Source organism: Photobacterium sp. HL06, from assembly GCF_059552575.1.
Map to the genome: position 1 here is coordinate 1,683,961 of NZ_CM183915.1, position 22,417 is coordinate 1,706,377.

The 22,417-nt window shown below is 47.4% G+C and carries 16 protein-coding genes and 1 tRNA gene; 9 read left to right on the forward strand and 8 right to left on the reverse strand.

Going from position 1 to position 22,417, the window contains the following annotated elements:
* Positions 1-12: 12 nt before the first annotated feature.
* Positions 13-1,032, reverse strand: coding sequence for a porin (locus AC51G0_RS25555; RefSeq protein WP_496302382.1), 1,020 nt, complete (start codon positions 1,030-1,032; stop codon positions 13-15).
* 1,067 nt (positions 1,033-2,099) lie between these two features.
* Between AC51G0_RS25555 and AC51G0_RS25560 the strand changes: the two genes are divergently transcribed.
* The 5 genes from AC51G0_RS25560 to AC51G0_RS25580 all read left to right on the forward strand — a co-directional run bounded on the left by AC51G0_RS25560 (position 2,100) and on the right by AC51G0_RS25580 (position 8,574).
* Positions 2,100-3,296, forward strand: coding sequence for an RtcB family protein (locus AC51G0_RS25560; RefSeq protein ID WP_496302383.1), 1,197 nt, complete (start codon positions 2,100-2,102; stop codon positions 3,294-3,296).
* Between the two features lie 61 nt (positions 3,297-3,357).
* Positions 3,358-5,304 carry a Clp1/GlmU family protein gene (locus AC51G0_RS25565; protein ID WP_496302384.1) on the forward strand — a complete coding sequence of 649 codons (1,947 nt, stop codon included), beginning with the start codon at positions 3,358-3,360 and terminating at the stop codon, positions 5,302-5,304.
* Between the two features lie 175 nt (positions 5,305-5,479).
* Complete coding sequence (locus tag AC51G0_RS25570; RefSeq protein ID WP_496302385.1) at positions 5,480-6,262, forward strand: hypothetical protein; 783 nt, start codon at positions 5,480-5,482, stop codon at positions 6,260-6,262.
* A gap of 244 nt (positions 6,263-6,506) precedes the next feature.
* A complete protein-coding gene (locus AC51G0_RS25575; RefSeq protein WP_496302386.1) occupies positions 6,507-7,190 on the forward strand; it encodes a winged helix-turn-helix domain-containing protein in 684 nt (227 codons plus the stop codon).
* Positions 7,165-8,574: a sensor histidine kinase gene (locus AC51G0_RS25580; protein ID WP_496302387.1), complete on the forward strand. Its 1,410-nt coding sequence runs from the start codon at positions 7,165-7,167 to the stop codon at positions 8,572-8,574. The genes AC51G0_RS25575 and AC51G0_RS25580 overlap by 26 nt, the downstream gene beginning before the upstream one ends.
* Positions 8,575-8,616: 42 nt before the next feature.
* Here AC51G0_RS25580 and pcaF read toward each other — a convergent pair whose 3' ends face one another.
* The 5 genes from pcaF to AC51G0_RS25605 form a co-directional block, all read right to left on the reverse strand.
* Positions 8,617-9,816 carry a 3-oxoadipyl-CoA thiolase gene (gene pcaF / locus AC51G0_RS25585; RefSeq protein ID WP_496302388.1) on the reverse strand — a complete coding sequence of 400 codons (1,200 nt, stop codon included), beginning with the start codon at positions 9,814-9,816 and terminating at the stop codon, positions 8,617-8,619.
* Between the two features lie 12 nt (positions 9,817-9,828).
* On the reverse strand, positions 9,829-11,175 hold the full coding sequence (locus AC51G0_RS25590; protein WP_496302389.1) for an aspartate aminotransferase family protein: 1,347 nt from the start codon (positions 11,173-11,175) through the stop codon (positions 9,829-9,831).
* Positions 11,176-11,189: 14 nt separating this feature from the next.
* Positions 11,190-11,942, reverse strand: a complete 753-nt coding sequence (locus AC51G0_RS25595) for a 3-oxoacid CoA-transferase subunit B (protein WP_496302390.1) — start codon at positions 11,940-11,942, stop codon at positions 11,190-11,192.
* The gene (locus tag AC51G0_RS25600; RefSeq protein ID WP_496302392.1) at positions 11,939-12,649 is read right to left on the reverse strand and encodes a 3-oxoacid CoA-transferase subunit A; all 711 of its coding nucleotides are present in this window, start codon (positions 12,647-12,649) and stop codon (positions 11,939-11,941) included. Before AC51G0_RS25600 ends, AC51G0_RS25595 begins: the two co-directional genes overlap by 4 nt.
* 103 nt (positions 12,650-12,752) lie before the next feature.
* The gene (locus AC51G0_RS25605) at positions 12,753-14,360 is read right to left on the reverse strand and encodes a hypothetical protein (RefSeq protein WP_496302393.1); all 1,608 of its coding nucleotides are present in this window, start codon (positions 14,358-14,360) and stop codon (positions 12,753-12,755) included.
* Between the two features lie 233 nt (positions 14,361-14,593).
* Between AC51G0_RS25605 and AC51G0_RS25610 the strand changes: the two genes are divergently transcribed.
* The 3 genes from AC51G0_RS25610 to AC51G0_RS25620 all read left to right on the forward strand — a co-directional run bounded on the left by AC51G0_RS25610 (position 14,594) and on the right by AC51G0_RS25620 (position 17,926).
* Entirely contained in the window at positions 14,594-15,436 is an 843-nt protein-coding gene (locus AC51G0_RS25610) for a LysR family transcriptional regulator (RefSeq protein ID WP_496302394.1), read from the forward strand.
* Between the two features lie 227 nt (positions 15,437-15,663).
* Positions 15,664-17,661 carry a HAMP domain-containing methyl-accepting chemotaxis protein gene (locus AC51G0_RS25615; protein WP_496302395.1) on the forward strand — a complete coding sequence of 666 codons (1,998 nt, stop codon included), beginning with the start codon at positions 15,664-15,666 and terminating at the stop codon, positions 17,659-17,661.
* A gap of 174 nt (positions 17,662-17,835) precedes the next feature.
* Positions 17,836-17,926, forward strand: a tRNA-Ser gene (locus AC51G0_RS25620).
* A gap of 278 nt (positions 17,927-18,204) precedes the next feature.
* On the opposite strand, the gene AC51G0_RS25625 is transcribed toward AC51G0_RS25620, so the two are convergent.
* A complete protein-coding gene (locus AC51G0_RS25625; RefSeq protein ID WP_496302396.1) occupies positions 18,205-18,498 on the reverse strand; it encodes a hypothetical protein in 294 nt (97 codons plus the stop codon).
* 226 nt (positions 18,499-18,724) lie between these two features.
* Positions 18,725-19,789, reverse strand: a complete 1,065-nt coding sequence (locus AC51G0_RS25630) for a LacI family DNA-binding transcriptional regulator (RefSeq protein WP_496302397.1) — start codon at positions 19,787-19,789, stop codon at positions 18,725-18,727.
* Positions 19,790-20,033: 244 nt separating this feature from the next.
* Here AC51G0_RS25630 and AC51G0_RS25635 point away from each other — a divergent pair, with 244 nt between their 5' ends.
* Positions 20,034-22,136, forward strand: a complete 2,103-nt coding sequence (locus tag AC51G0_RS25635; RefSeq protein WP_496302398.1) for an alpha-galactosidase — start codon at positions 20,034-20,036, stop codon at positions 22,134-22,136.
* Positions 22,137-22,417 lie beyond the last annotated feature (281 nt).

The following is a 22,417-nucleotide window of genomic DNA, read 5'->3' on the forward strand; positions in this document are numbered from 1 at the left end:
TTCAATTTTTGATTAGAACCAGAAGTATGTTTTCGCGTAACCGTATGTACCTGCGTCAGTACCTGTTGCGATTTCAGCAGAAAGCTTAACGTTCTTGGCATACTGGTAGTTCATACCGATAGTGCCCCAAGAGTCGTCATTCTTGCTGTTTTCTGCATCGATATGAGAGAAGGTTGCAACGGCTTGTAGCTGCTCAGTAATATCGTAAGAACTAGATGCTACGAAAGTGTTGGTGTCTTTGCCTTTTCCTTCGCGATCAGAAACGGAGAACAGGCCACCAAGACCAATTTTGCCAATCTTTGTTTCACCGTGTAGAGAGTAGATCTCGCCACGGTCTTCAACGGTTTCAGCTCCAGCAATGATGGTGAACTGCTCAGAGAAGTAGCCCACATAACCGTTGTACACTTCACCGAAGCGAGAATCTGTTGTGTAAGAGCCTTTGTCTTTGTATACAGGGTTACCGTTCTTATCAAGAACTAGCTTGCCGTCTTTATCGAATACAGGGCGGATATCTTCTTCGTAGTCGTTGCCTTCCATCGAGTAAGAGATGCCAACCTTGATGTTGTTGAACTGACCGCGGTATTTGATGGTGTTGTCCTGGTCGCCTGCTTCAGAAACGCCAGCTGCTTCGTTAACCGAGAAGTCACCAAGTGAATCATAATGATCGTAAGCAGTATCGGTACGGCCTAATTCAATTGAATGGCCTTTAGCAAGGTTGTAACCAACATAGACTTTGTCCATCACTAGCTGGAAGTTGTTGTCTTCAGTCCAAGGTGTACGTTCAGCATCAAGTTCAAACTTACCGAAGAAATCACCCGTTTGGCCTTTGATACCGATTGTTGCGAAAGAATCATCAACATATTTTGTGCCGTGGTTTACACCGTCAGGCGTATCATTAGCAATCCAACCACCGACTTCTGCGCCACCGTAAACTTTAATATTATCGCCGTTGTCGTTCTGATATACCGTGGCAGCATGTGCTGTGCCAGAAAGAAGAGTAGTTAATGCGACTGCTAAAATTGTTTTGTTCATTATTATTTCCTAATTGGGTGCTATTTAAAAGCGCGCTCACTCTAAACGTTTGCGTGTTGATAGCAATATTTACATGTATAAATTTGTTATTAATATTTCCGCTGTGTGATCTTTATCACGCAAACGCTTGCTAATATATTTGTTATTAATTTAAATAACGAACTGTTATTTGTTTCATGAATATAACTTTAATAAAAAAATCCCCGCACTTGCGGGGATGAAATAAAAAGGATATTCAAACAATAAACATGAAATAGGAAAAAAATCTACAATTAGCGATTTATCAGTAGCGATAGATCGTGAGTGCAACTTACACTTAAAATCGTAATTTCAATATGTTGCTTATGCTTTTGGTGTGTTTTTTGCTGTCTAGATCACTGTTTTTATTTGTTTTGGTTGTTTTTGACGCTTGTTAGTGGTCGTACTTTGATCGAGTTGGCTGAGGGGGGAATATGACTAATGGTTAATGATGTATTAATTACTACCATTCTGGTTGCTAATTGTTCTCAATTAATAGGGGTGAGTTGGGTAGTTAGCATCTATGTTTAACATAAAATATCTATAAGATATTTTTATATAACCTATGCTTTTATTATTTATTTTGGTTTATTTATCGATTTATTTTTCAGAGTAGGGGTATTCTTGTGTGGAATGATATGGGTTTATGAGTTTTTGTTAATAATGACACTTATGGTTTAATGGTTTTTCGGTTGTTTAGGTTATTAATATGAGGTCGGCAATGCCTAAACAGAAACAATAACTGTTGGTGGAGCCCTATATGCTAATCTTACTAGTGAATAACAATACAAGGAAAAGCCATGAGAGTTCTTTTGCTAGTGTTACCTTTATTCATTCTGGGGTGCTCGACGCCTGCGATTTATGAAAACTCCTATCAACCCGAACCAGACCAAATGCACGAAAAGCGAGACAAGCGATCCGTTTCTGAACATTATTAGTTGAGCTGGAGGGGGCGATTTCCATGCGCCTTCTCCGGATTTACGGGCATAAAGCTTATCCTATACTGATTAATAGTAGCCTGCTGTAACAAGGTAAAAGGCGCATAGACAATGCCAGTGCTAACTGTTTATCCACCGACCAAACACCAGCCCCATCCAGTCAAAGTCTGGACTGATGACATTGACTCACAGACAGCGGAGCAGTTAAGGCGCACGGCGTCTTTGCCTTTTATCTATCACCATGTTGCCGGAATGCCGGATGTCCACCTGGGCAAAGGAGCAACGATTGGCAGTGTTATTTCAACGGTGAAAGCCATTATACCAGCAGCGGTCGGCGTTGATATTGGTTGCGGTATCAATGCCACTCGCTTGTCGCTGACAGCGTCTGATTTGCCGGAAAACCTGAAAGAGCTTCGCCATGCTATCGAGTCGGTGATCCCTATTGGCCCTGGTCAAGAGCATCAAACGGCCAAGATCAGGGGGGATTCTCCGTTGGCTAAGGGGCTGGACGACATACTTCATCTCAACCCTGAATTGAGAAAAATGATCAAGCCTGGGCGCTGGGCCCATCAGGCCGGAACATTGGGTGGGGGAAACCATTTTTTCGAACTGTGCCTCGATGAGGTCGATAATCTCTGGGTGATGCTCCACTCGGGAAGCCGTGGCATAGGCAATGCGATTGGCCGCCATTTTATCGCGCAGGCAAAGCGGGATATGGAGCACCATCATATCCATTTGCCAGATGCCGATTTGGCTTATTTTCAAGAGGGGGCAAAACACTATCATGGCTATATAGAAGCCGTGAACTGGGCTCAGGAATATGCCCGTATCAATCGTGAGCTGATGATGAAAGCGGCCCTGCGGATTTTAGCGCGCTATCTGCCATCATTTTCAGTAACGCAAGAAGCAATTAACTGTCACCATAACTATATCGAACATGAAGAACACTTTGGCCGTGAGGTCTGGGTCACCCGTAAAGGGGCTATCCGAGCAAGGGTCGGTGATCTGGGGGTGATCCCGGGAAGCATGGGAACCAGCTCCTATATCGTTCGCGGGTTAGGTAACCCGGATTCATTCTTTAGCTGTAGCCATGGCGCAGGCCGCAGGCTTTCCCGCACCCAAGCCAAGAAACAATACACAGTACAGGATTTGATTGCACAGACTGCCGGGGTTGAATGTCGCAAGGATAAAGGGGTGATCGATGAAATTCCCGAAGCATACAAAGATATCGATACGGTGATGAAAAACCAGAGTGACCTGGTCGAGATCGTCCATACCTTGCGCCAGATTGTAAATATCAAGGGTTAATTATACTTAAAGCAGTAGGTTGATTAATTAATCAACCACCAAAGGTATAGCAGATCTGACTATGGTATCTCCGGCAGTACAACTCACCTACGCCCAAGGCGTGGAACAACTAAGCCAAGCACTGTTACGAAAGACCGAACGGGTATTGCTGTTTGGCCCGACAGGGGCAGGAAAAAGTCACTTGGCTGCAGAGCTGGCCAGGCGACTCCAGGCAGAAAAACGATCTTGTGTTTGCCTCAGCGCGGATCCCGGCTCGCCGAAATTCGGTATTCCTGCAGCCATCAACTTTGGCGCTTGGAATAGTAATAGCTGGCAGCTTCAAGACTTTGAAGCCTTGTGCAGCCTTGATGCCGCGCGTTTTCGTTTGCCGTTGGCTGAGGCAGTGAGTCGCTTGCTGTTAAGAGTTTCCATCCAGCACCCTTTAATCATCGATGCCCCCGGTATGACAAGAGGAGTTGCTGCGGCGGAACTGCTTACCACACTGGTCAACTTAACGGCAGCTACCTTGCTGGTAGTGCTAGATAATCAAGACGGTTCAATAACGCTTGAGCCGGAAATTGCCAGTCTTCATTTGCCTGTAATACGGGTTTTAATGTCTGATGAGGCCCATCCGCCCAGCCGGTTTGAGCGTTTATCATGGCGAACTCAACTTTGGGATCGTTACATGGAGGGTGCCGAGGAAACGGTATTGTCACTCGAAGAAATAGCATTGCTTGGTACACCACCTCCTATTGACCTCCCGGAAAAATGGTGTGGCAGGCTGATCAGTCTGGGCGATGCTGATGGTGTGATCACTATGGGAGAAGTCCTTGAATTGCAGGATCAGCAGTTGCGGTTACGATGCCACATTTTGAAGCGCACTCCTTCCCAGCTGTTACTACGTGATGCCTGGCACTTACCTGGTCAGAAGCTGGTAACGGTTAATCACTATAAAAAATTAAAATCCGCTTCCACATCATTTTCAGGATCTTCTTTGGTTTACCCTTCTGATCATAAAGAGACGGCCTGCAGCACTCAGATCCGCAGGAGAGATGTAACCGCCGAGCTGGTTAACAGTCTTTTTGAAGATCCTCTTTTATTGATAAAGACCAACTGGAGTCGGCGTTGCCTTCTTTTTGATCTTGGAAACACCTCAAGGTTGCCAATGCGCCATACCCATAATGTCAGTCATATTTTCATTACTCATGCTCATTTTGACCATATTGGCGGGTTCATGGGGCTGCTTAGGGTGCGATTGGGAACGCCTGCATCTTGTACTTTGTATGGCCCGCCTGGGCTAGCCAGTCATATTGCCGGTATGCTAAGTGGCATTCTATGGGATCGGATTGGTGACAACGGCCCCGAATTTAATATCGCCGAGCTGCACGGAGAGCAGTTGCGATGCTATCGCCTGAAAGCAGGGCAGAAAGCAATGATTGCTCTGCCCGACAAGGCCGTTAAGGACGGCATCATTTATCAAGAGGAACGTTTTTTGATACGCGCCGTCGAATTGGATCACGGCACGCCTGTGCTGGCTTATGCCTATGAGCCCGTTGCGGCTATTGTCGTTTGTGAAAAGGCGCTTTCAGAATTTCAGTTACCGCCCGGTCGCTGGCTGGGAAAACTTAAATATACCTACATGGCTGGTGAGTATTCATGTTTGATTGAGTTACCTAATGGCGACAACCAGACGGTTGGAGTGCTGGCAAGCCGTTTGCTGCGTAAACAGGCTGGTAAGAAATTGGTGTACGCCACTGATCTGGCAGATACTGCCGAAAATAGAGAAAAGCTCATCACCCTGGCTCGCCATGCAGACACATTCATTTGTGAAGCTGCTTTTTCCAGGGATGATCATTTTCGGGGGGTTATCAATGGCCACCTGACTACCACTGCGTGCGGTGAAATCGCGGCAGCTGCCGAAGTTGAACAGCTCATGCCTTTCCACTTTTCCCGTCGTTATGAAGGGGATCCTGAAAAGCTCTTTCGTGAAATTGAAGAAGTCTTCCCTCGCATAGTCAGAATTTCCTGAGCATGAGTTGACCTGAACTATTCGGTCTATCAGTAAGTGATTTGATGCAGAAATCGGTCAACGTTCAAAGATGACCAAATGGTAATGTACCGGTCAGTTAGCGATAAGGTTAGTCGGCTTTACTTTTGAATGTAGGGAGTGTCCCTTACTGAAAAAGTACATTGGAGTAACCGTAATGACCAGGAACAAGAACATGTTACCGATTTGCTCTGTCACCGTGGCTAGCTTCATGTTTGCTTCGTTGGCACCGCAGGCGTTGGCTTATGGCAATAACGAGCCTCCGTTTGATGAGGCCAGTATTTTCTTTGAGCTAAATGATACGGATGGGGATTTAGGTATTCATGCTTTGATTGATGGTGATCCCTGGAAGAAACTTACCATCGAAGATCCGCGAGACCGCAATATGCTCAAGATTAAAGTCAAGGGGCGCCTGCGCAACCAAGGTCTTACCGAATTATTCTTTGAGAGTGCCGAGCCTTCCTTTGATGAGTTGTTACCGGCAGACTTTTTCGAGCGTTTTCCTGCTGGTGAGTATGATATCGAAGGGGTAACGCTTGAAGGAGAAGACCTTGAAAGTACCGTTATACTAAGCCATGTCATGCCAGCACCTGCCGACAATATGATGGTAGCCGGACAAATGGCGGCGGAAGATTGCGATGCCGATGAGCTTCCAAGCGTGGAAGGGGGAGAATCTGTCGTCATCAGCTGGGATCCCGTTAATAGTTCACACCCTGATATCGGTGAATGGGGCGATGTTGAGGTTGTGAAGTACCAGGCTGTTGTTGAACGGGAAGAGCCAACCTTACTGATATTTAGTGTCGACCTTCCACCGTCAGTCACCCAAATAGAAGTGCCTGCCAGTTTTATCGCTCTTGGTGATGAATTTAAGTTTGAGGTGCTGGTGAGAGAAGCTAGCGGTAATCAGACGGCAGTCGAAAGCTGCTTTGAAGTCGAATAGCGATATACCGAAACCACCCAAGTAGCTTGGGTATATACACACATGGACTCCATTAAGCCGAATTATTCGCTACTCGCCTTATGGAGCCTTTTTCATTGGGGGCAACCTCCTTGCTCAGAAGACTACTATTAATATGAACTATGACTAGTATTAGCTAAGAGAGTTGCCTCCTTTTCTGGTAGCGCCTTTTCGAGTGGAAGCCCGTTTGCATCAATATTGAAATGGGAAGTCGCGAGGCCAGTGGATGATGAAAATTTTACTGATAGAAGATGACCTGACAATTGCCGACTTTGTCTGTAATGGCATGAAAGAAGCCGGCTATGTGGTTGATCATAGTAGTAACGGTGAGAGTGGCTTGAGTATGGCCAGAAGTGGGCAATATGACGCTGGTATTATTGATATTATGCTGCCCGGACTTGATGGCCTTTCGGTGATTGAATGCTTACGTAGAGATAGGATCCCCCTGCCAATTATTATCCTAAGTGCTAAGCGAACGATTGATGATCGTGTTAGGGGATTGCAGAAAGGAGGGGATGATTATCTGACCAAGCCTTTCTCTTTCAGCGAACTGCTGGCGCGGGTTCAAGCCTTAATCCGCAGAGCACATAATGGCCTGGAGCCGACTACATTATCGGTCGAACAATTGACGATTGACCTGTTGGCGCGTACCGCGGTCAGGGCAGGGAAAAAAATTAACCTGCAACCGAAAGAGTTCGCACTGTTAGAGTACTTAATGCGAAATGCTGGGCACCTAGTTTCAAAAACAATGATCATGGAACGCGTTTGGGACTATAATTTTGATCCTCATACCAATGTGGTCGAAGCCCGTATCAGTAAGCTCAGGGAAAAAGTGGACAAGGGCTTTGATAAACCTCTGATCCACACAGTTAGAGGTTTCGGTTATGTTCTTAAAATACAAGATGCTTAAATTTCCTCGCACGCTGACATTTCGCCTGACCCTTTGGTATGCATTGGCATTTACATTTTTCTGGGCCTCTGCTTTTTTAGTGATTTACCTGTCTTTCAATAGCATTCTCGACAACCGGGTCGACGAGGATTTGCAAGAAGATATCTATGAATTCAAACAGCTTTTCGAGGCCGAAGGGATGACGGGGGTCGAGCGAGAAGTGGCCAGTGAAGTCAAACCCGGTGATGAAGAGGATATCTTTATTCAGCTGTTTAATCCCGCCGGAAAGCCGATCCTTTCAACTGATCTCAGCGCCTGGCAGGTACTGGATAATAATCCTCAACGCCTTCAACAAATGGCTATAAACGGCGAACTTGAACTAGAGACCGTAATAAGACCTGATCAGGAATATGATGCGCGAATTGTATATGGCCTGATAGCCCCAAACCTCCTTCTCCAGATTGGCGAATCATTGGAAGAAAAAGAGGATATTATGGAAATCATGCTAGCGGTGCTGCTGGCGTTGTTTATCATTGTTATTCCTCTTACCTCCCTTGTTGGTTGGTTCATGGCCAGGCAGGGGGTGAAGGGAATTGAGCAAATCAGCCGGACAGCCCGTGAGATAGAGCTGGGCGATCTTGGTCAGCGAGTGTCGGTGGCAGCTCGGGGGGATGAAGTCCAGCAACTTGCAGATACCTTCAATGCCATGCTGGATCGCATTAACGTGCTGATTTCAGAAATGCGAGAGCTGACTGATAATGTAGCCCATGACTTGCGTAGCCCCTTGGCCCGTATTCGGGTGATTTCAGAGCAGTCGCTGACCAAAAGCAGAACGGCTGATGAGCACCGCATCGCGGCTGAAAATACTATCGAAGAGTGCGATCGGTTGCTGCAAATGATCAATGCAACCCTTGATTTGGCCGAGCTAGAAGCCGGTGCCGCCCAGCTGACAAAAAGTGAGATCGATATAGCGCAGCTGACCAGTGATGCCTGCGAGCTGTTTCAGCCAGTGGCAGAAGAGAAAGATATCGATCTGTCATTTAACCTGGCTCCTGCTGAACCTGTTTGGGGAAATATCCAGAGCCTGCAGCGTATGTTGGCTAACTTGCTGGATAATGCTATTAAATATACCCCGCCAAAGGGAAAGGTGCGGGTCGACTTAGCGAGTTCGAAAAAAGACATCACCCTTTCAGTCATCGATACTGGTTTTGGTATTCCAGAGGCGGATCAGGGCCATATCTTCAAGCGCTTTTTCCGAGGTGACCAAAGCCGCCAAAATGACGGCTGTGGAGTAGGGCTGAGCTTTGCTCTTGCGGTTGCCCGGGCACACGGGGGCGACATAAACTTTTCCAGCGAGCCTGGCAAAGGCAGCCAATTTAATATTATTCTGCCCTCGAGCGGTTGATGCAAAGCTTCTAGGCCAGGGATTTGAAGGAAAGAGCGTTACCTAAATGCGTTCAATCACCATGGCAATACCCTGGCCGACTCCAACACACATGGTGCACAGTGCCAGCTTGCCGTTAGTACGTTGTAGCTGATACATGGCGGTTGTTGCCAGCCGGGCACCACTCATACCTAGCGGGTGGCCTAATGCGATAGCCCCGCCTTGAGGATTAATTCTCGGATCATCGTCTGCCAGCCCTAGCTCCCTGGTACAGGTGAGAGCCTGCGCGGCAAAGGCTTCGTTAAATTCTAATATATCGAAATCATTGAGTGTCATACCGAGTCGGTCAAGCAGCTTTCTTGTTGCGGGCACCGGGCCTAACCCCATGATCCGGGGAGGGACGCCAGCGACGGCCATACCTAGCACTTTGGCTTTAGGTACTAAATTATGTTTTTTTAGCCCCGTTTCCGATGCCAGGAGAAGAGCCGCAGCGCCATCATTGATCCCAGAAGCATTGCCAGCCGTTACCGTGCCGTCATTAAAAAGAGGGTTCAGCTGGGCAAGCTTTTCGAGGCTGGTGGAGCGCAGGTGCTCATCCCTGTCGACGATCATCGGTGGGCCTTTTCGGCTCGGAATAGTGACGGGGATAATTTCTTCACCCAGCCTTCCGTCTTCTTGCGCAGCAGCGGCCTTTTGCTGGCTCATCAATGCAAACCGATCTTGGGCATCACGGCTGATCCCATATTGCGATGCCAGGTTTTCAGCCGTTTGGGGCATCGCATCGGTACCATATTGCTTATCGAGTTCGGGGTTAATAAAACGCCAGCCCATGGTGGTATCAAATAGCTCCGTCGAACGGGAAAAAGCATTGGTGGCCTTGGCTATGACAAACGGCGCGCGCGACATGCTTTCAATGCCTCCGGCGATGACTAAATCAGCTTCGCCAGATCGGATTGAACGGGCAGCATCACCGACTGCATTAAGGCCAGAACCGCACAAGCGATTGACGGTACAGCCCGGTACTTGCTGTGGCAATCCGGCCAGCAACCCAGCCATCCTGGCAACGTTGCGGTTGTCTTCACCAGATTGGTTGGCACACCCTAGCAACAAATCGTCAGTTGCCTGCCAATCGACCTGCGCATTGCGAGCCATTAATGCCTTGATTGGCAACGCAGCCAGGTCATCGGCCCTAACTGAAGACAGCGTACCGCCATACCGGCCGATTGCTGTACGTATCGCATCACAGATATAGACATCACTCATAGTTTTAATCCCTTAATACTTTGCAGTGTTAAACAGAGGCTTGATCTGGCGGAAACCGTCTAGCAGCACTTCGCTGAATATGTTGATCTCTTTCTCGGTCATGGCCGTAGACAAGGTACCCGAGCAGGTATTGATCATCATGAATCCGTGATTGAACAGGTGATCGAGCAAAGCGGTGCGGATCCTAATTTCTTCTGGATCGGCATAGGCGGATCGGTAGTTGGTCGGGGGCTGCGGTTTCATGTGGATCCGAAACATCGAGCCATTGCCCGTGACGCAAGCCGGAACATCGGCAATCGCAATGGCTTCGGCAATCTGCTGGCGCAGTTTATCGCTGAGCGTATTTAAGTTAGAAACTGCTTCCTCATCAAATAGCTGCATCGCTGTCAGGCCTGCAATCATAGTGATAGGGTTGGCAGAGAATGTCCCCGAATGCGGGAAGAGCAGCTTATCAGCCAGCGGGTTCATCACCTCCATGACCTCTTTGCGTCCAGCTAGCGCACCAACCGGAAAGCCACCACCAATCATCTTGCCCATTGCGGTTAAATCCGGCTGGACCGCGTAGTTTTCCTGGGTGCCGCCGTAGTTACCACGAAAGGTGATCACTTCATCGAATACCAGTAGAGCGCCGTTTTTCTTGGTCCAGTCTCTAAGTGCCTTCACAAACTCTTCTGATGCCGGGATCAGGCCCACGCGATGGGGTAACAGATCAACCAGTACACAAGCTAGTTCGTCGGCGTGTTGATCCAAAATAGCAATGGCCTTTTCGGGATCGTTGAACGGGATCACGACCACATCGTTTAAGGCCGAAGCGGGGGTGCCGTGGGCAACGGGGACACTGGCCGGATTATCTTCTTCTCCCCAGTTTGTCGGACTGGCGGTTTGGCTGACTTCGGCGTAATCATAAAGGCCATGATAAGCACCTTCGACTTTGGCGATTTTGGCGCGCCCGGTAAACGCTCTTGCTGCTTTGAGGCTGCTCATTACCGCTTCTGTTCCAGAGTTAACGAAGCGGATCATTTCGAAGCCTTTATTCCGGCTGCAAAGATGTTCGGCATACTGGATTTCGGTTTCGGTAGCCAGGGTAAATGCGGTGCCTTTTTGTAGTTGTTCGGTGACGGCTGTCACTATGTGTGGGTGAGCATGGCCGTGGATCAAGGCTGCCATATTGTTGGCAAAGTCGACCCGTTGAACCCCTTCAATGTCGGTGACAAAGCAGCCCTGACCGCTCTCGGCATAAAGGGGATGAGGCTGGCGTAACACTGTATTGCGGCTGCAACCGCCGGGCATGACGTTGAGTGCCCGGTGATAAAGGGCTGCACTGCGCGTTGACGATGGTATTTGTTTTTGTTGTTCCATGGTTCAATTCCGGCTTACTTGAGGGTACATGTTGCAGGAGGAAGTCCCTCTGCCTGTTTAGCTGCATTTGTTTGGGTAGCAGCAGAGCCATTGAGTTGCTTGCTTAGATGGTCGCTAAGCAGAAGCTCACAGCCAGTGCGCTGCTGGACGTAGTCAAAATCAACGCCCGGTGCCAGCTCCAGTACTTCAAAGCCCTGCGACGTGACAGCAATGACGGCGAGATCGGTATAGATTCGGCTGACAACTTTCTGGCCTGTGAGCGGGTAGCTACAGTGATCCACCAATTTTGGCTCGCCGTTTTTGGTAGTGTGCTGGGTGATAACAAAGATAGTTTTGACGCCCGCAACCAGATCCATTGCTCCACCAACTGCCGGGATCGCATCTGCTGCTCCTGTCGACCAGTTTGCCAAATCACCTTGCCGTGCGACTTGCATCGCGCCCAGCACACAAATATCAATGTGTTGGCCCCGGATCATGGCAAAGCTGTCGGCATGGTGGAAATACGCCGCGCCGGGTATGGCAGTGACTGGCTTTTTACCTGCATTGATCAGCTCGCAGTCTTCATTGCCTTGCTCGGGTGCAACGCCCATTCCCAGCAAGCCGTTTTCAGTGTGGTAGATCACTTCGCGTCCCTCGGGAACGAAGCGGGCGACTTTTTCTGGGATACCAATACCCAAGTTGACGTAGGCCCCATCTGGAATATCAAGTGCCGCCCGCTGCGCCATCTGATCACGGGACCAGCCTATAGTTTGTGGTGTGGTATTCATGGGTAGCATCTCCCCTCGGCAACAAGTCTGGATTCATGGGCAGGATCGGAAACCGTTATAATACGATCTACAAAGATCCCGGGGGTGATGATCGCTTCAGGATCAATATCGCCAGCCTCGACCTGCGAGCCTGTCTGAACAATCGTTGTCTTAGCCGCCATCGCCATGATAGGGGCAAAATTACGGGCGGTTTTGTTATAGACCAAGTTGCCATAGCGATCGGCTTGCTGGCATTTGATCAGGGCAAAGTCTGCGGTAAGGCCTGTTTCAAGAACATATTCACGATTATCGAATACTCGATGTTCTTTGCCGTCGGCGAGCGGTGTGCCAACCGAGGTGGCGGTATAGAAGGCAGGGATCCCAGCGCCTCCGGCTCTGATCCGCTCGGCAAGCGTACCTTGGGGAACCAACTCTAGTTCAATCTCTCCTGCGCGATACAGATCTGGGAAGACGGTGGAGTTGGCGGTGCGGGGGAAAGAGCAGATCATCTTACCGACCTGGCCGTTTTCGATTAATGCTGCCAGGCCGACATGGCCACTGCCGGTATTGTTGTTGACGACGGTGAGGTTGCGGGCACCGTGATCGATAAGTGCATGGATCAGCTCTATCGGGCTTCCTGCTTCTCCGAACCCGCCAATCATCACAGTTGCGCCATCAAAAATGTCAGCGACGGCTTGGGCAGGGGAAGCGATATGTTTATTTATCATATGAACAACGCCTTGTTTGATTATTCGTGGTTAGCTTCCAATAGCCACTGCTAAGCAGTGGCTATTTTGAAAGCAAAATACGTTTATTGCCTCAACCAGTGCATCAAGCGAGTCGCTGGCGAAGGGCATTGGCGAGTTCAAATTCGATATTTTGTAGCTCGTCTTCGAAGAAGAACTTATCGGTATCGAGCGGGGTCAGGAAGTCGACCTTGTTTTCTTGTTCGTCATACTTGGCATGGAAGACGCGGTCCATCCATTTCATATTGCGGGCTTCGGTAAACTTCAGCGCAAAGCATTTCTCGCCATTGATGATGGACGTGCCGAGAATGGCCAGTTTGCCTGCCGAGATCGTCATTGAGATATGGCGCGAAGGACGGTTTATCGACGATAGCGAGCGATAGATCAGGTTGAATATTTTTTCAACCTCGGCCAGAGGCGCAGTGTAGTAATGGTGTTCACCCGTCGGGCGGGCACAATACATCGAGTGGAACCCAACAGACATCATGCCCAGGATGTTGGCAAGATCGATCCAGTTTTGCGCCGAGCGATCAATATCAATTTCACCGTTCTCATCAGCAAACAGGCTGATATGGTTCATCATCGGGCTCTGGCTACGGATATTAACGCCATGATTTTGCAAGCGGCGAATGGCGGCAATCGTCGTTGGGTTCAGCAGCTCCCGCGGGGTTGAAAAGTGTGCCATCCAGGCTAGCTGAATACCGTTATCACGCAGGGTGTCAAACAGCTCGAGCATCGCATCGTATTTATGGCTCAGGATCATCTCCGGGTGGAAGGTGAGTGAGCGGGTGGCAAGGCGAACATTTTTAACATGGAGCAACGAAGGATCTTCAATGAGCGGCATGACGTACTGCTTGAGGCGGTTAACGGGCATATAGCCACCGTCACCACCAGTGATCAACAGATCGGTTACTTCTGTATGTTGTCTCAGGTATTGGTGAATTTGCTGGATGTCTTTTTGGATAAACATGTCTTCATCACCACGCACTTGTGCATGACGGAAGCAATAGGTACAGAACGAGAAGCAGTTTTGGGTGGTTTTATCGAAGATCAGCTGGCATTGCGGGTATTTGTGCTGGCTGCCGTCAAGGAATTCTATTTCCCCCTGATCGTTTTCAAACCAAGGTTTGTTGAGCTGCTGGTTACCGTCATGTGGATTGGTTTTTTCCATATAATCCAGCGCAACCTGAGTGCGTTTCTCTTTACTTTCTGCTTGCAGGTAGGCTTGGGTTGTTTGCTGGTTAATCATACCCGGCTGCGGGAAGACTAGCTGAAAGACTGAATCAGTAGCATAGTTATCCCAGTTAATACTGTTGAGGGTATGACGGGTGGCGAGGAAACGGTAAACCTCGACAAAGAGCTCTCTTTCTTCGATATCCCCCAGGTTGATCCCATTTTTGTGGAGGATGCTGACGACTTCACGGAAGCCGGATAGTCCGGTGTAGTGCTCTTTGTCGACAAATAACATAGGACGGGTTTCCAGCAAACCGGAATGCTGGGGGTAAGAGGCATGTAGCCTGCTGAGAAGCCCTGCTGGTAGGAGGTTCTCTTGCTGGATGATGGCTGATGTTGACTCGTCATAGCCATAGCGCTCCATCGCCGCGAGGACATTATCAGGAGTGACAACGAGGTGTTTTTTTATTTCCGAAGGTGTGGTTACAGCAATCTGCTCAGCCGTATTTTGTGTGCTCATGTGCTTGTCCTATGTCGGTCCGTCCTTTGATGGTTATTACCTTAGGAGATGTAGGTGATTATGAGAAATATGAAATTTTTATGCTGGATATAGAAAATCCCTATAGCTCAGAAGAGTTTTGAATGTTGCCCGTATAGCTAAAGCGGCGTAGGATTGTTGTGTAATTGTTAATGCAAAAGGGTTTTGGTGGTTCTTTTTTGGGTTAACGAGGCTAGTGAGCTAGGGAATTAGCAATGGAATTGCGCGCTTTAAAGTATTTTCAGGCAGTGTACGAACAGGGCAGTGTGAGTGGGGCCGCCCGCAAGTGTTTTGTCTCCCAACCGTCAATCACGGCCGCGATCAAGCAGTTGGAACACACGCTTGATACCAGCCTGTTTGTTAGGCATGCCCGCGGTGTGCTGCCCACGCCAGCAGCCGACAAGCTCTATCCGTTGGCACGAGAAATGAGTGCGAGCGAAAAAAACATTTTGAACCTGTTCGGTGATGGTCCTACGCCAGTTCCTCTCAGGTTGGGGCTGATGCGCTCTCTCGGGGCCCAGCGGATGAGCTATTTGCTGACAGAGCTGACAGAGAGAATTGATAACCTGGAGCTCACCTTAGTGGATCCGGATGAGCCTTGTGATGCCAGAATTATTTTGCAGCAATCGGCGACGAAAAACGAAAACTTTGTACCGATTTGGCAGGATGACTATCGGCTTGCTATACCTGAGTCTTGGCCCATGGCGGCTAAACCGGTGTTCAAGATTGAAGACTTGGATGGCCTGCCTTTCATAAACCGTAGCCCATGTGATGTGCTGGAAAGAGTGAAGCTGGCAATGGCTGTGGCTGGTGTGCACTTTCAGCTACGGGCCAATATTCGGACAATTGAATACGCCTGGCCTCTGGTGAGTGCCGGAGTCGGGGCTGCTTTGTTACCTGACTGGCGTGAGATCTGCGAGGCGGATGGTATAGCTTTACGGCAGATTGATAAGCTCGATCTCAGCAAGTCTATCGGTTTGGCCTTTAGAGCCAGCAAAATTGATGATCCGATAATTTCGTCGGTTATCGAGGTTTGTAATTCTGCCAGTTCAAACTGATAGTTGGCCCAATTAGTCATTCTGATTAATTGAAAGGGTGATCTTTATTCCTTTTATTATTGAGTTAATCAATACCCTTTCATCATAACTGTTTCACTTTATTTGGCTATCTATACCTTTTCGTGATTAATCACTATCTTTGGATGATTAATCCACATGGATTATTTATTATTAACTGAATTAACATTATATTAACCTTTTATTGGTTGAAAACGGATGTACTACCTATGAAATTCTCTATCGCCAGAAAGCTAAGGATAAGCTTTTTGTTGATCACCGCCCTGTTTCTTTGTGCTGCGGTTATCCTCTATCAACAAATCAAGCAGGTCGAAGAGAATTCGCACTCACTTCTGAATGACGATCTCCCTACAGTGGATGCCAGCCGCTCTCTCCAGCAGTCCGCACAGTCGTCACTTTTAGTATTACGGGCCTATATGCTGCAAGGCGGGGATGAAGGATCTGCACAAGCTCTGAAGCAACAACTCACCGACACATTTGCGCATGTTGACAGCCAATTGGCAGAAATTAAGCGCCATTTAACCGAAGTGCAATTCAACAAGGTAAGCCAAGGTTGGCTTACGTTGATGGAGAGTGAGCAAGCTATCGTCGATATCAGCCACACGCAGGAAAACCTGCCTGCTCACGCACTGATGCTAAACGAGGCTGCCCCTATTGCGGAAGTGGCTCTTGATCAGCTGCAAGGCTTGATCAATGAGGAAGAAAACAACTCGTTTGGTGGCGAAAGAAAAAGGCTCATGAAGCTCTATGCAGACAGTTATACCTCGCTCTCTAACGCACTCGGTGTACTGCGTGATTATCTGTTTGATGGTAACCAAGATCACCTAGATAAATATAAAGGCTTCATGCAGCGACATGATAAATCTGTTGCTGAGGTGAATAGTCATCTTGCTTTGCTCAGCGAAAGCCACTTGAGCCTGTGGCAGATCTTTGAGGAGATGCAGAAGATGTATCTTCCGCTTGCTGAACAGGTTATTTCCCTGCGCCAATCACCGGAATGGAACAAAGCCAATTACATAATGGCGCAGCAAACAGGGCCAGCGGCAGCACAATTTACCCGTATTCTTGATGGGATTGTCGTAGCTCAGCAGGACAAGGCACAGCAAGGTGGTGTCGCCATTAATGAGAGTGTTTCGCGGGTTATTACCACCTTGGTTGTTATTGCCGTTATTGCCAGTGTGTGTTCGCTGCTGGTTGCAACCTGGCTTGGCCGGAGTATCGGCTCAAGGCTGACTCTTGTTGCCCAGCGGGCTGAAGAAATCTCCCACGGTAATTTTTCAGGGCAAGCACTGACAAATAATGGGGATGATGAAATTGCCACCCTGGTTGATGCTGTGAACCGAATGACAGCATCGCTATCAGCACTGGTTACTGGCGTTACAGATAAGGCCAAAGACGTTGATTCAAGCATGAATCGGTTGTTGGCCAACAACAGTAACACTGCCAATGAAGCCACCAAGCAAGCAGAGAAAATTAGCTCGATGGCAACGGCGATCGAAGAAATGTCGGTCACAGCCAGTGAAACGGCACAGAATACCCAAGCGGCTTCAGACGATTTGCAGCACTCATCATCTTTGTTGACCAACGGTGAAAAAGCGCTGGAACAAAATCAGCAAACGGTTGATGAGTTGAATGTACTGATTGGCCAAGCCAGTGAGATGGTACAGCACCTAAGCGATGAGAGTGACCGAATCGAGCGGGTGACAGAGGTTATTGAAAGCGTTGCTGAACAAACTAACTTGTTGGCACTCAATGCCGCCATTGAAGCAGCTAGGGCGGGTGAGCAAGGCCGGGGGTTTGCTGTTGTGGCCGATGAAGTTCGCCTGTTGGCCCAGCGTACGACGGAGTCTACTACTGAAATCAATGCGATTGTTGATGCCATTCAAAGCTCGACCGAACAAGTCGTCACGGTGATCAGTAATAGTCAGTCACTGGTTAAAGCGGGAACCGAGCACACGGCTAAGGCCAATACCATGCTACAAGATACGATTCACTATATGGATGATGTTGCCAAGAAAGTCAGTGATATGACGGTTGCTACCGAGCAGCAGTCTGGCGTATCTCAGTCTTTAGCTGATTTAGTCCACCAACTGTCTGACTCGGCAGGTGATGTTTCTAATAACTGTGACAGTGCAAACAAGACATCCCAGGATATCAAAGCGCAGGTGGATGACCTTAACCAAGAAATGAGAAAGTTCTCTGTGTAGCAATGGCGGTACTTGCCATGAAGCGAGATTAAGCTAAATCCTCAAAAAACGCCCTCCAATTGAGGGCGTAATTATAAAATAATGTGTTGTTGTTCAAGGTTTAACCATACAGGCTGGAATTGAAAGAATCTGCTTTACAACCTTAACGTAGCTCCGTATTATTCGCCGCACAACGGAGAGATGGCTGAGTGGTTGAAAGCACCGGTCTTGAAAACCGGCATACGTTTGTAGCGTATCTAGGGTTCAAATCCCTATCTCTCCGCCAAATTAAAAACAAAAAAAGCCGTTGATTATCAACGGCTTTTTTTGCTTCTGCACTTCGAACATGTCGCACCAGGATAAATCGGTGGGACAGATGTACTTACTCAAAGAAACCAGCGCGCCTACTATTTTCGCATCGCGATGCCTAGGGCTCGAGTCCGTTCAGTGTACCCTAGGCAGATAAAAGCCTGTTGACAAAAATCGATGTGAGGCTATCGCCCGAACTTTATATCGCATAATAACTTGGGCATTAATAATCCCAGACGATTACCTTGCTACCTGTCAATCATCGTATAAACCAAGCACCTTGGTCATTTGATTGTACTCCCGTTCAATCCGTTTTTTCGCTAACTCTCTACGGGCTTCAATAGGCGCTTTGTGAGAGATGGCATCTGCCTTTTTTTCCAGGAGAGCGAATTGGTTCTGTTTCCATTGCTCTAAAGATTGCTCTATTTGACTACGACTAAGTGTGCTTTTAATACTTTCTGCACTAACATGGCCAAGTGCAGATTGAGCTTGCGCTGGAATAGCTAATAGAGAACTAGAAAAAGCTAGAGCGATAATGGTTGCTTTCATAGTGGTTTCCTTGCGCATACATATTTCGTTGATTCGGATCGGGCATCTCAGATGAACCTGATCACCTGCCCCTGCCTGTATCAGCTTAGTTGTTGCCTTAATAATTAGTTCAACGTTTATACGCTGCTCAGGTTAACTTACTTAGTCTGCCGGTATAATCCGTCCTCTTATCATCCCAAACTCGGCGATGGTATCAATCTTGCCCATCACATGAAGATTATCTGTATTAATCGGGTAAAAGATCTCGAATTTCGTCTAGTCGGGCTAGAATGGCCTGTTTTTGGTAGTCGATTTCTTTCTTGGTAGCGGTGCTTTGTCGTGCTAATAAGCGAACAGGTACTGTTTTCTGCATTTTGTTGATTGATTGATCTTTATTTTCCAGAGATAGCTTTACTGCCTGTTTACCGATTTCGACAAAGTCTTGTTCTACCGTAGAAAGGGGAGGAGTAAAGAAGGCACTGTCTCTTATTCCATCAAATCCCATTACAGAAACTTGATCGGGCACATAAATGTTTAACTCATTGAGCGCACAAAGTACGCCAAGCGCCATTTGATCGCTTGCTACCAAGACCGCATCGAACAGTACTTGGCGTGCGACAAAATCTCGAATAGCCATGTACCCACTGCTTGCTTCCCAATTTCCTTCAAATTGACCAAGAATGCTCGCATCACTCACTTCGAGCGAATTGACCCAATTAAGGTAACGGATTTGTGAGGCGGTGGACTCGTTTGGCCCAGTGACCAATACAAATTTCTTTCTCCCTAAACCTATTAGATGTTGAGCGGCCAATTTAGCGCCATCTGCATGGGCACCGCAAACATAATGTACTTTGGCAGTATCAGGCACATCGATAAACATTAAATGCAAATGCTGATATTGCTCAACAAGCGATTCCGCGGTTTGACTGTCAAGGGGAACATTCAGAATGATTGAATCGGCTTGTTGTGAAATCAGTTCTCGAATCGCTTCACGGACATTATCTAAGTGATTGCTTTCGACAACAGACAGGGCGGTTGCATAGCCCATATCGTGTGCTTGGGAGCGTATGCCGTTGATAATCAATGCTACGCCGTGCAATGAGATATCGAGTGATACGATACCTATAATTTTGGACTTTGCTCGGCTGAGCATCTGAGCACCTTTGTTAGGAATATAGCCCAGTTGCTTTATGGCATTGTTCACTTTTTTACGAGTGCTTTCTGCAACATTGTCCGCACCGTTAGTGACTCTTGATACGGTTTGGGTAGAAACACCTGCAAGTTTTGCGACATCTTTAAAGGTGACAGTCATAAATGATTACATCATGTTTTCGATTGGCGTGATTGTAGATCTATTCCAAATTTTTTTCTGGGAAGTGGGTCAGAAAATGTAGTGATAACATTAATATTTGTTCTCGAAAACAAATCGATCTACCTCACATAGGTCTCATAATAAGTAGTCATCGATCACATAAATACGGCTTCTTTCTCGTTTGTTTGCTGTTCTTAAACACAATTAAGCCATTACCTGTTTACGCAAACATTGAGAGATCACTATGAATCAATTTATCCATCTCAAAAGTAAAAACCACAGTTTGATCATTAAAGTTGACCGTGTGCCAGAGATCCTTCACTGGGGAGCTCAGATCACTCAGTTAGATGACGATCTTCTGTTGTCTACAGAGCGTCCTATTTCACAAGCACGTTTGGATGTCGATGTTCCATTGTCATTATGTCCAGAATTGGGCAGTGGACACTTCAATGCCCCAGGTATTGAAGGGCATAGAGATGGCAAGGATTGGGCTCCTGTCTTTGAGGTTAAGACTCATCACGTATTTGACAATCAAGTTTCCTTTAAATTAGCTGACGATATTGCTGGTTTGGAACTCGACATAGAGTTGAAACTAGATTTTGAGACAGATGTTGTTCAAAAGCGTTTAACAATCATAAATAGAGGTGAGGGGGTTTATAACCTAGAGAAACTCTCCTCTACGCTTCCCCTACCTAATCATGCCAATGAGTTGATGACATTCCATGGTCGTTGGTGTCGAGAATTCCAAACGCAGCGTCAACGGTTTGAGCATGGCGGGTTCATGCAGGAAAACCGTCGTGGCCGTACTTCTCATGAAAACTTTCCGGGATTGTTTGTAGGTACCAACAGTTTTAGTGAGCAACAGGGGCATGTTTGGGGCTTCCACCTGGGGTGGAGTGGTAATCATCAATTACGTGCAGACGTAAGAAGTGATGGTAGACGTTTTGTCCAAGCTGGCGAGTTGTTACTGGCTGGTGAAAAACGTTTGGAGCAAGGGGATTCTTATCAAACGCCATGGATTTACGGCTGTTATAGTGCACAGGGTTTGAATGGTATTTCTGATCGTTTTCATCATTTTGTTCGTGAGAACATTCTCAGTTTCCCGGTGAGCAAGCCGCGCCCAGTTCACCTTAATACCTGGGAAGGGATCTATTTTGACCACAAGCCAGAATACATCATGCAGATGGCAACCGAAGCGGCTGAAATGGGCGTTGAGCGTTTTATTATTGATGATGGCTGGTTCATTGGCCGTAATGGAGAACGTGCAGCGTTAGGTGATTGGTATTTGGATGAAGAGAAATACCCTGATGGGCTAGAACCTGTGATCGCTCATGTCAATGAGAAGGGGATGGAGTTTGGTCTTTGGGTTGAACCTGAAATGGTGAGCCAAGATTCTGACCTTTACCGGAACCATCCAGAATGGGTGCTTAGTTTACAAGGTTATCACCAGCCATCAGGCCGTTGGCAATATGTACTGGATTTGCAAAACCCTGACTGTTTCCAATATTTGTTTGAACGCTTAAATGACTTACTGGTGTGCTACAAGATCAGTTACTTAAAGTGGGATATGAACCGTGAGCTGGTACAACCTGGTCACAATGGTAAGCCTGCTGTTCATGGCCAAACTCAAGCGCTCTATAAACTGTTTGACCAACTATTGGCTGCTCATCCGGCAGTTGAAATTGAATCATGCTCTTCAGGTGGTGGGCGGATTGACTTTGAAATTCTTAAACGCACTCATCGCTTCTGGGCATCTGATTGTAACGATGCATTGGAGCGCCAAACCATTCAGCGTGGCATGAGTTATTTTTTCCCACCGGAAGTCATGGGTGCCCATATTGGCCCGGCAGAGTGCCACTCAACCAATCGACGCCATCACATTAATATGCGTGGTGTTACTGCGCTTGGTGGGCATATGGGGGTAGAGCTCGACCCGGTAAAAGAATCAAAAGAAGAAAAACAAGCGTTTGCTCACTACATTGAGTTACACAAACAATATCGTTCTCTGCTTCACTCCGGCCGTTCATTCCGTATCGATCCTGCTGATTTGAATCAACGCATTTATGGTGTGCACAGTGAAGACGAAATGTTGATTACGGTATGTCAACTTGCCATGCCTGATCATGCGTTGCCATCACCGCTTCGTATCAGCTGTGTTGATACCGAGTCCCGCTACCAGGTCAAGTTGGTGGAAATGCCGCAAACGAGTTTTCAGTTAATGAAACAACGTCCTCAGTGGTTGGATAAAACGCTGACTCTAAGTGGTGACAACCTAAAAGAAATTGGATTGACATTACCGATTCTAGATCCGGAATCGGCGTTGATTGTTCATCTTAAAAAAATCTGAAGCTAGGTCAGTTTACTTCTAGCTACACATTAAAAGGGTGGCAAAGGTGTTGCCACCCAGTGGATTGACGAAGGGATATGCCGATGACAGTACTACTATTAACCATCAGTCTGCGGGGAAGTTGAATGGAATCGTTGCTGTGTTGAGTTGGTAGTGTAGTTAGACAAATATGGCTCTCTTGTGAGCTAGTCTAGCTGCGACTAAAGGGTCACAAAAAGAGCCATTTCCCTATTATTAAACCGTTCTGTAATTAATAATATCTACTTTACGATTCTGTTATT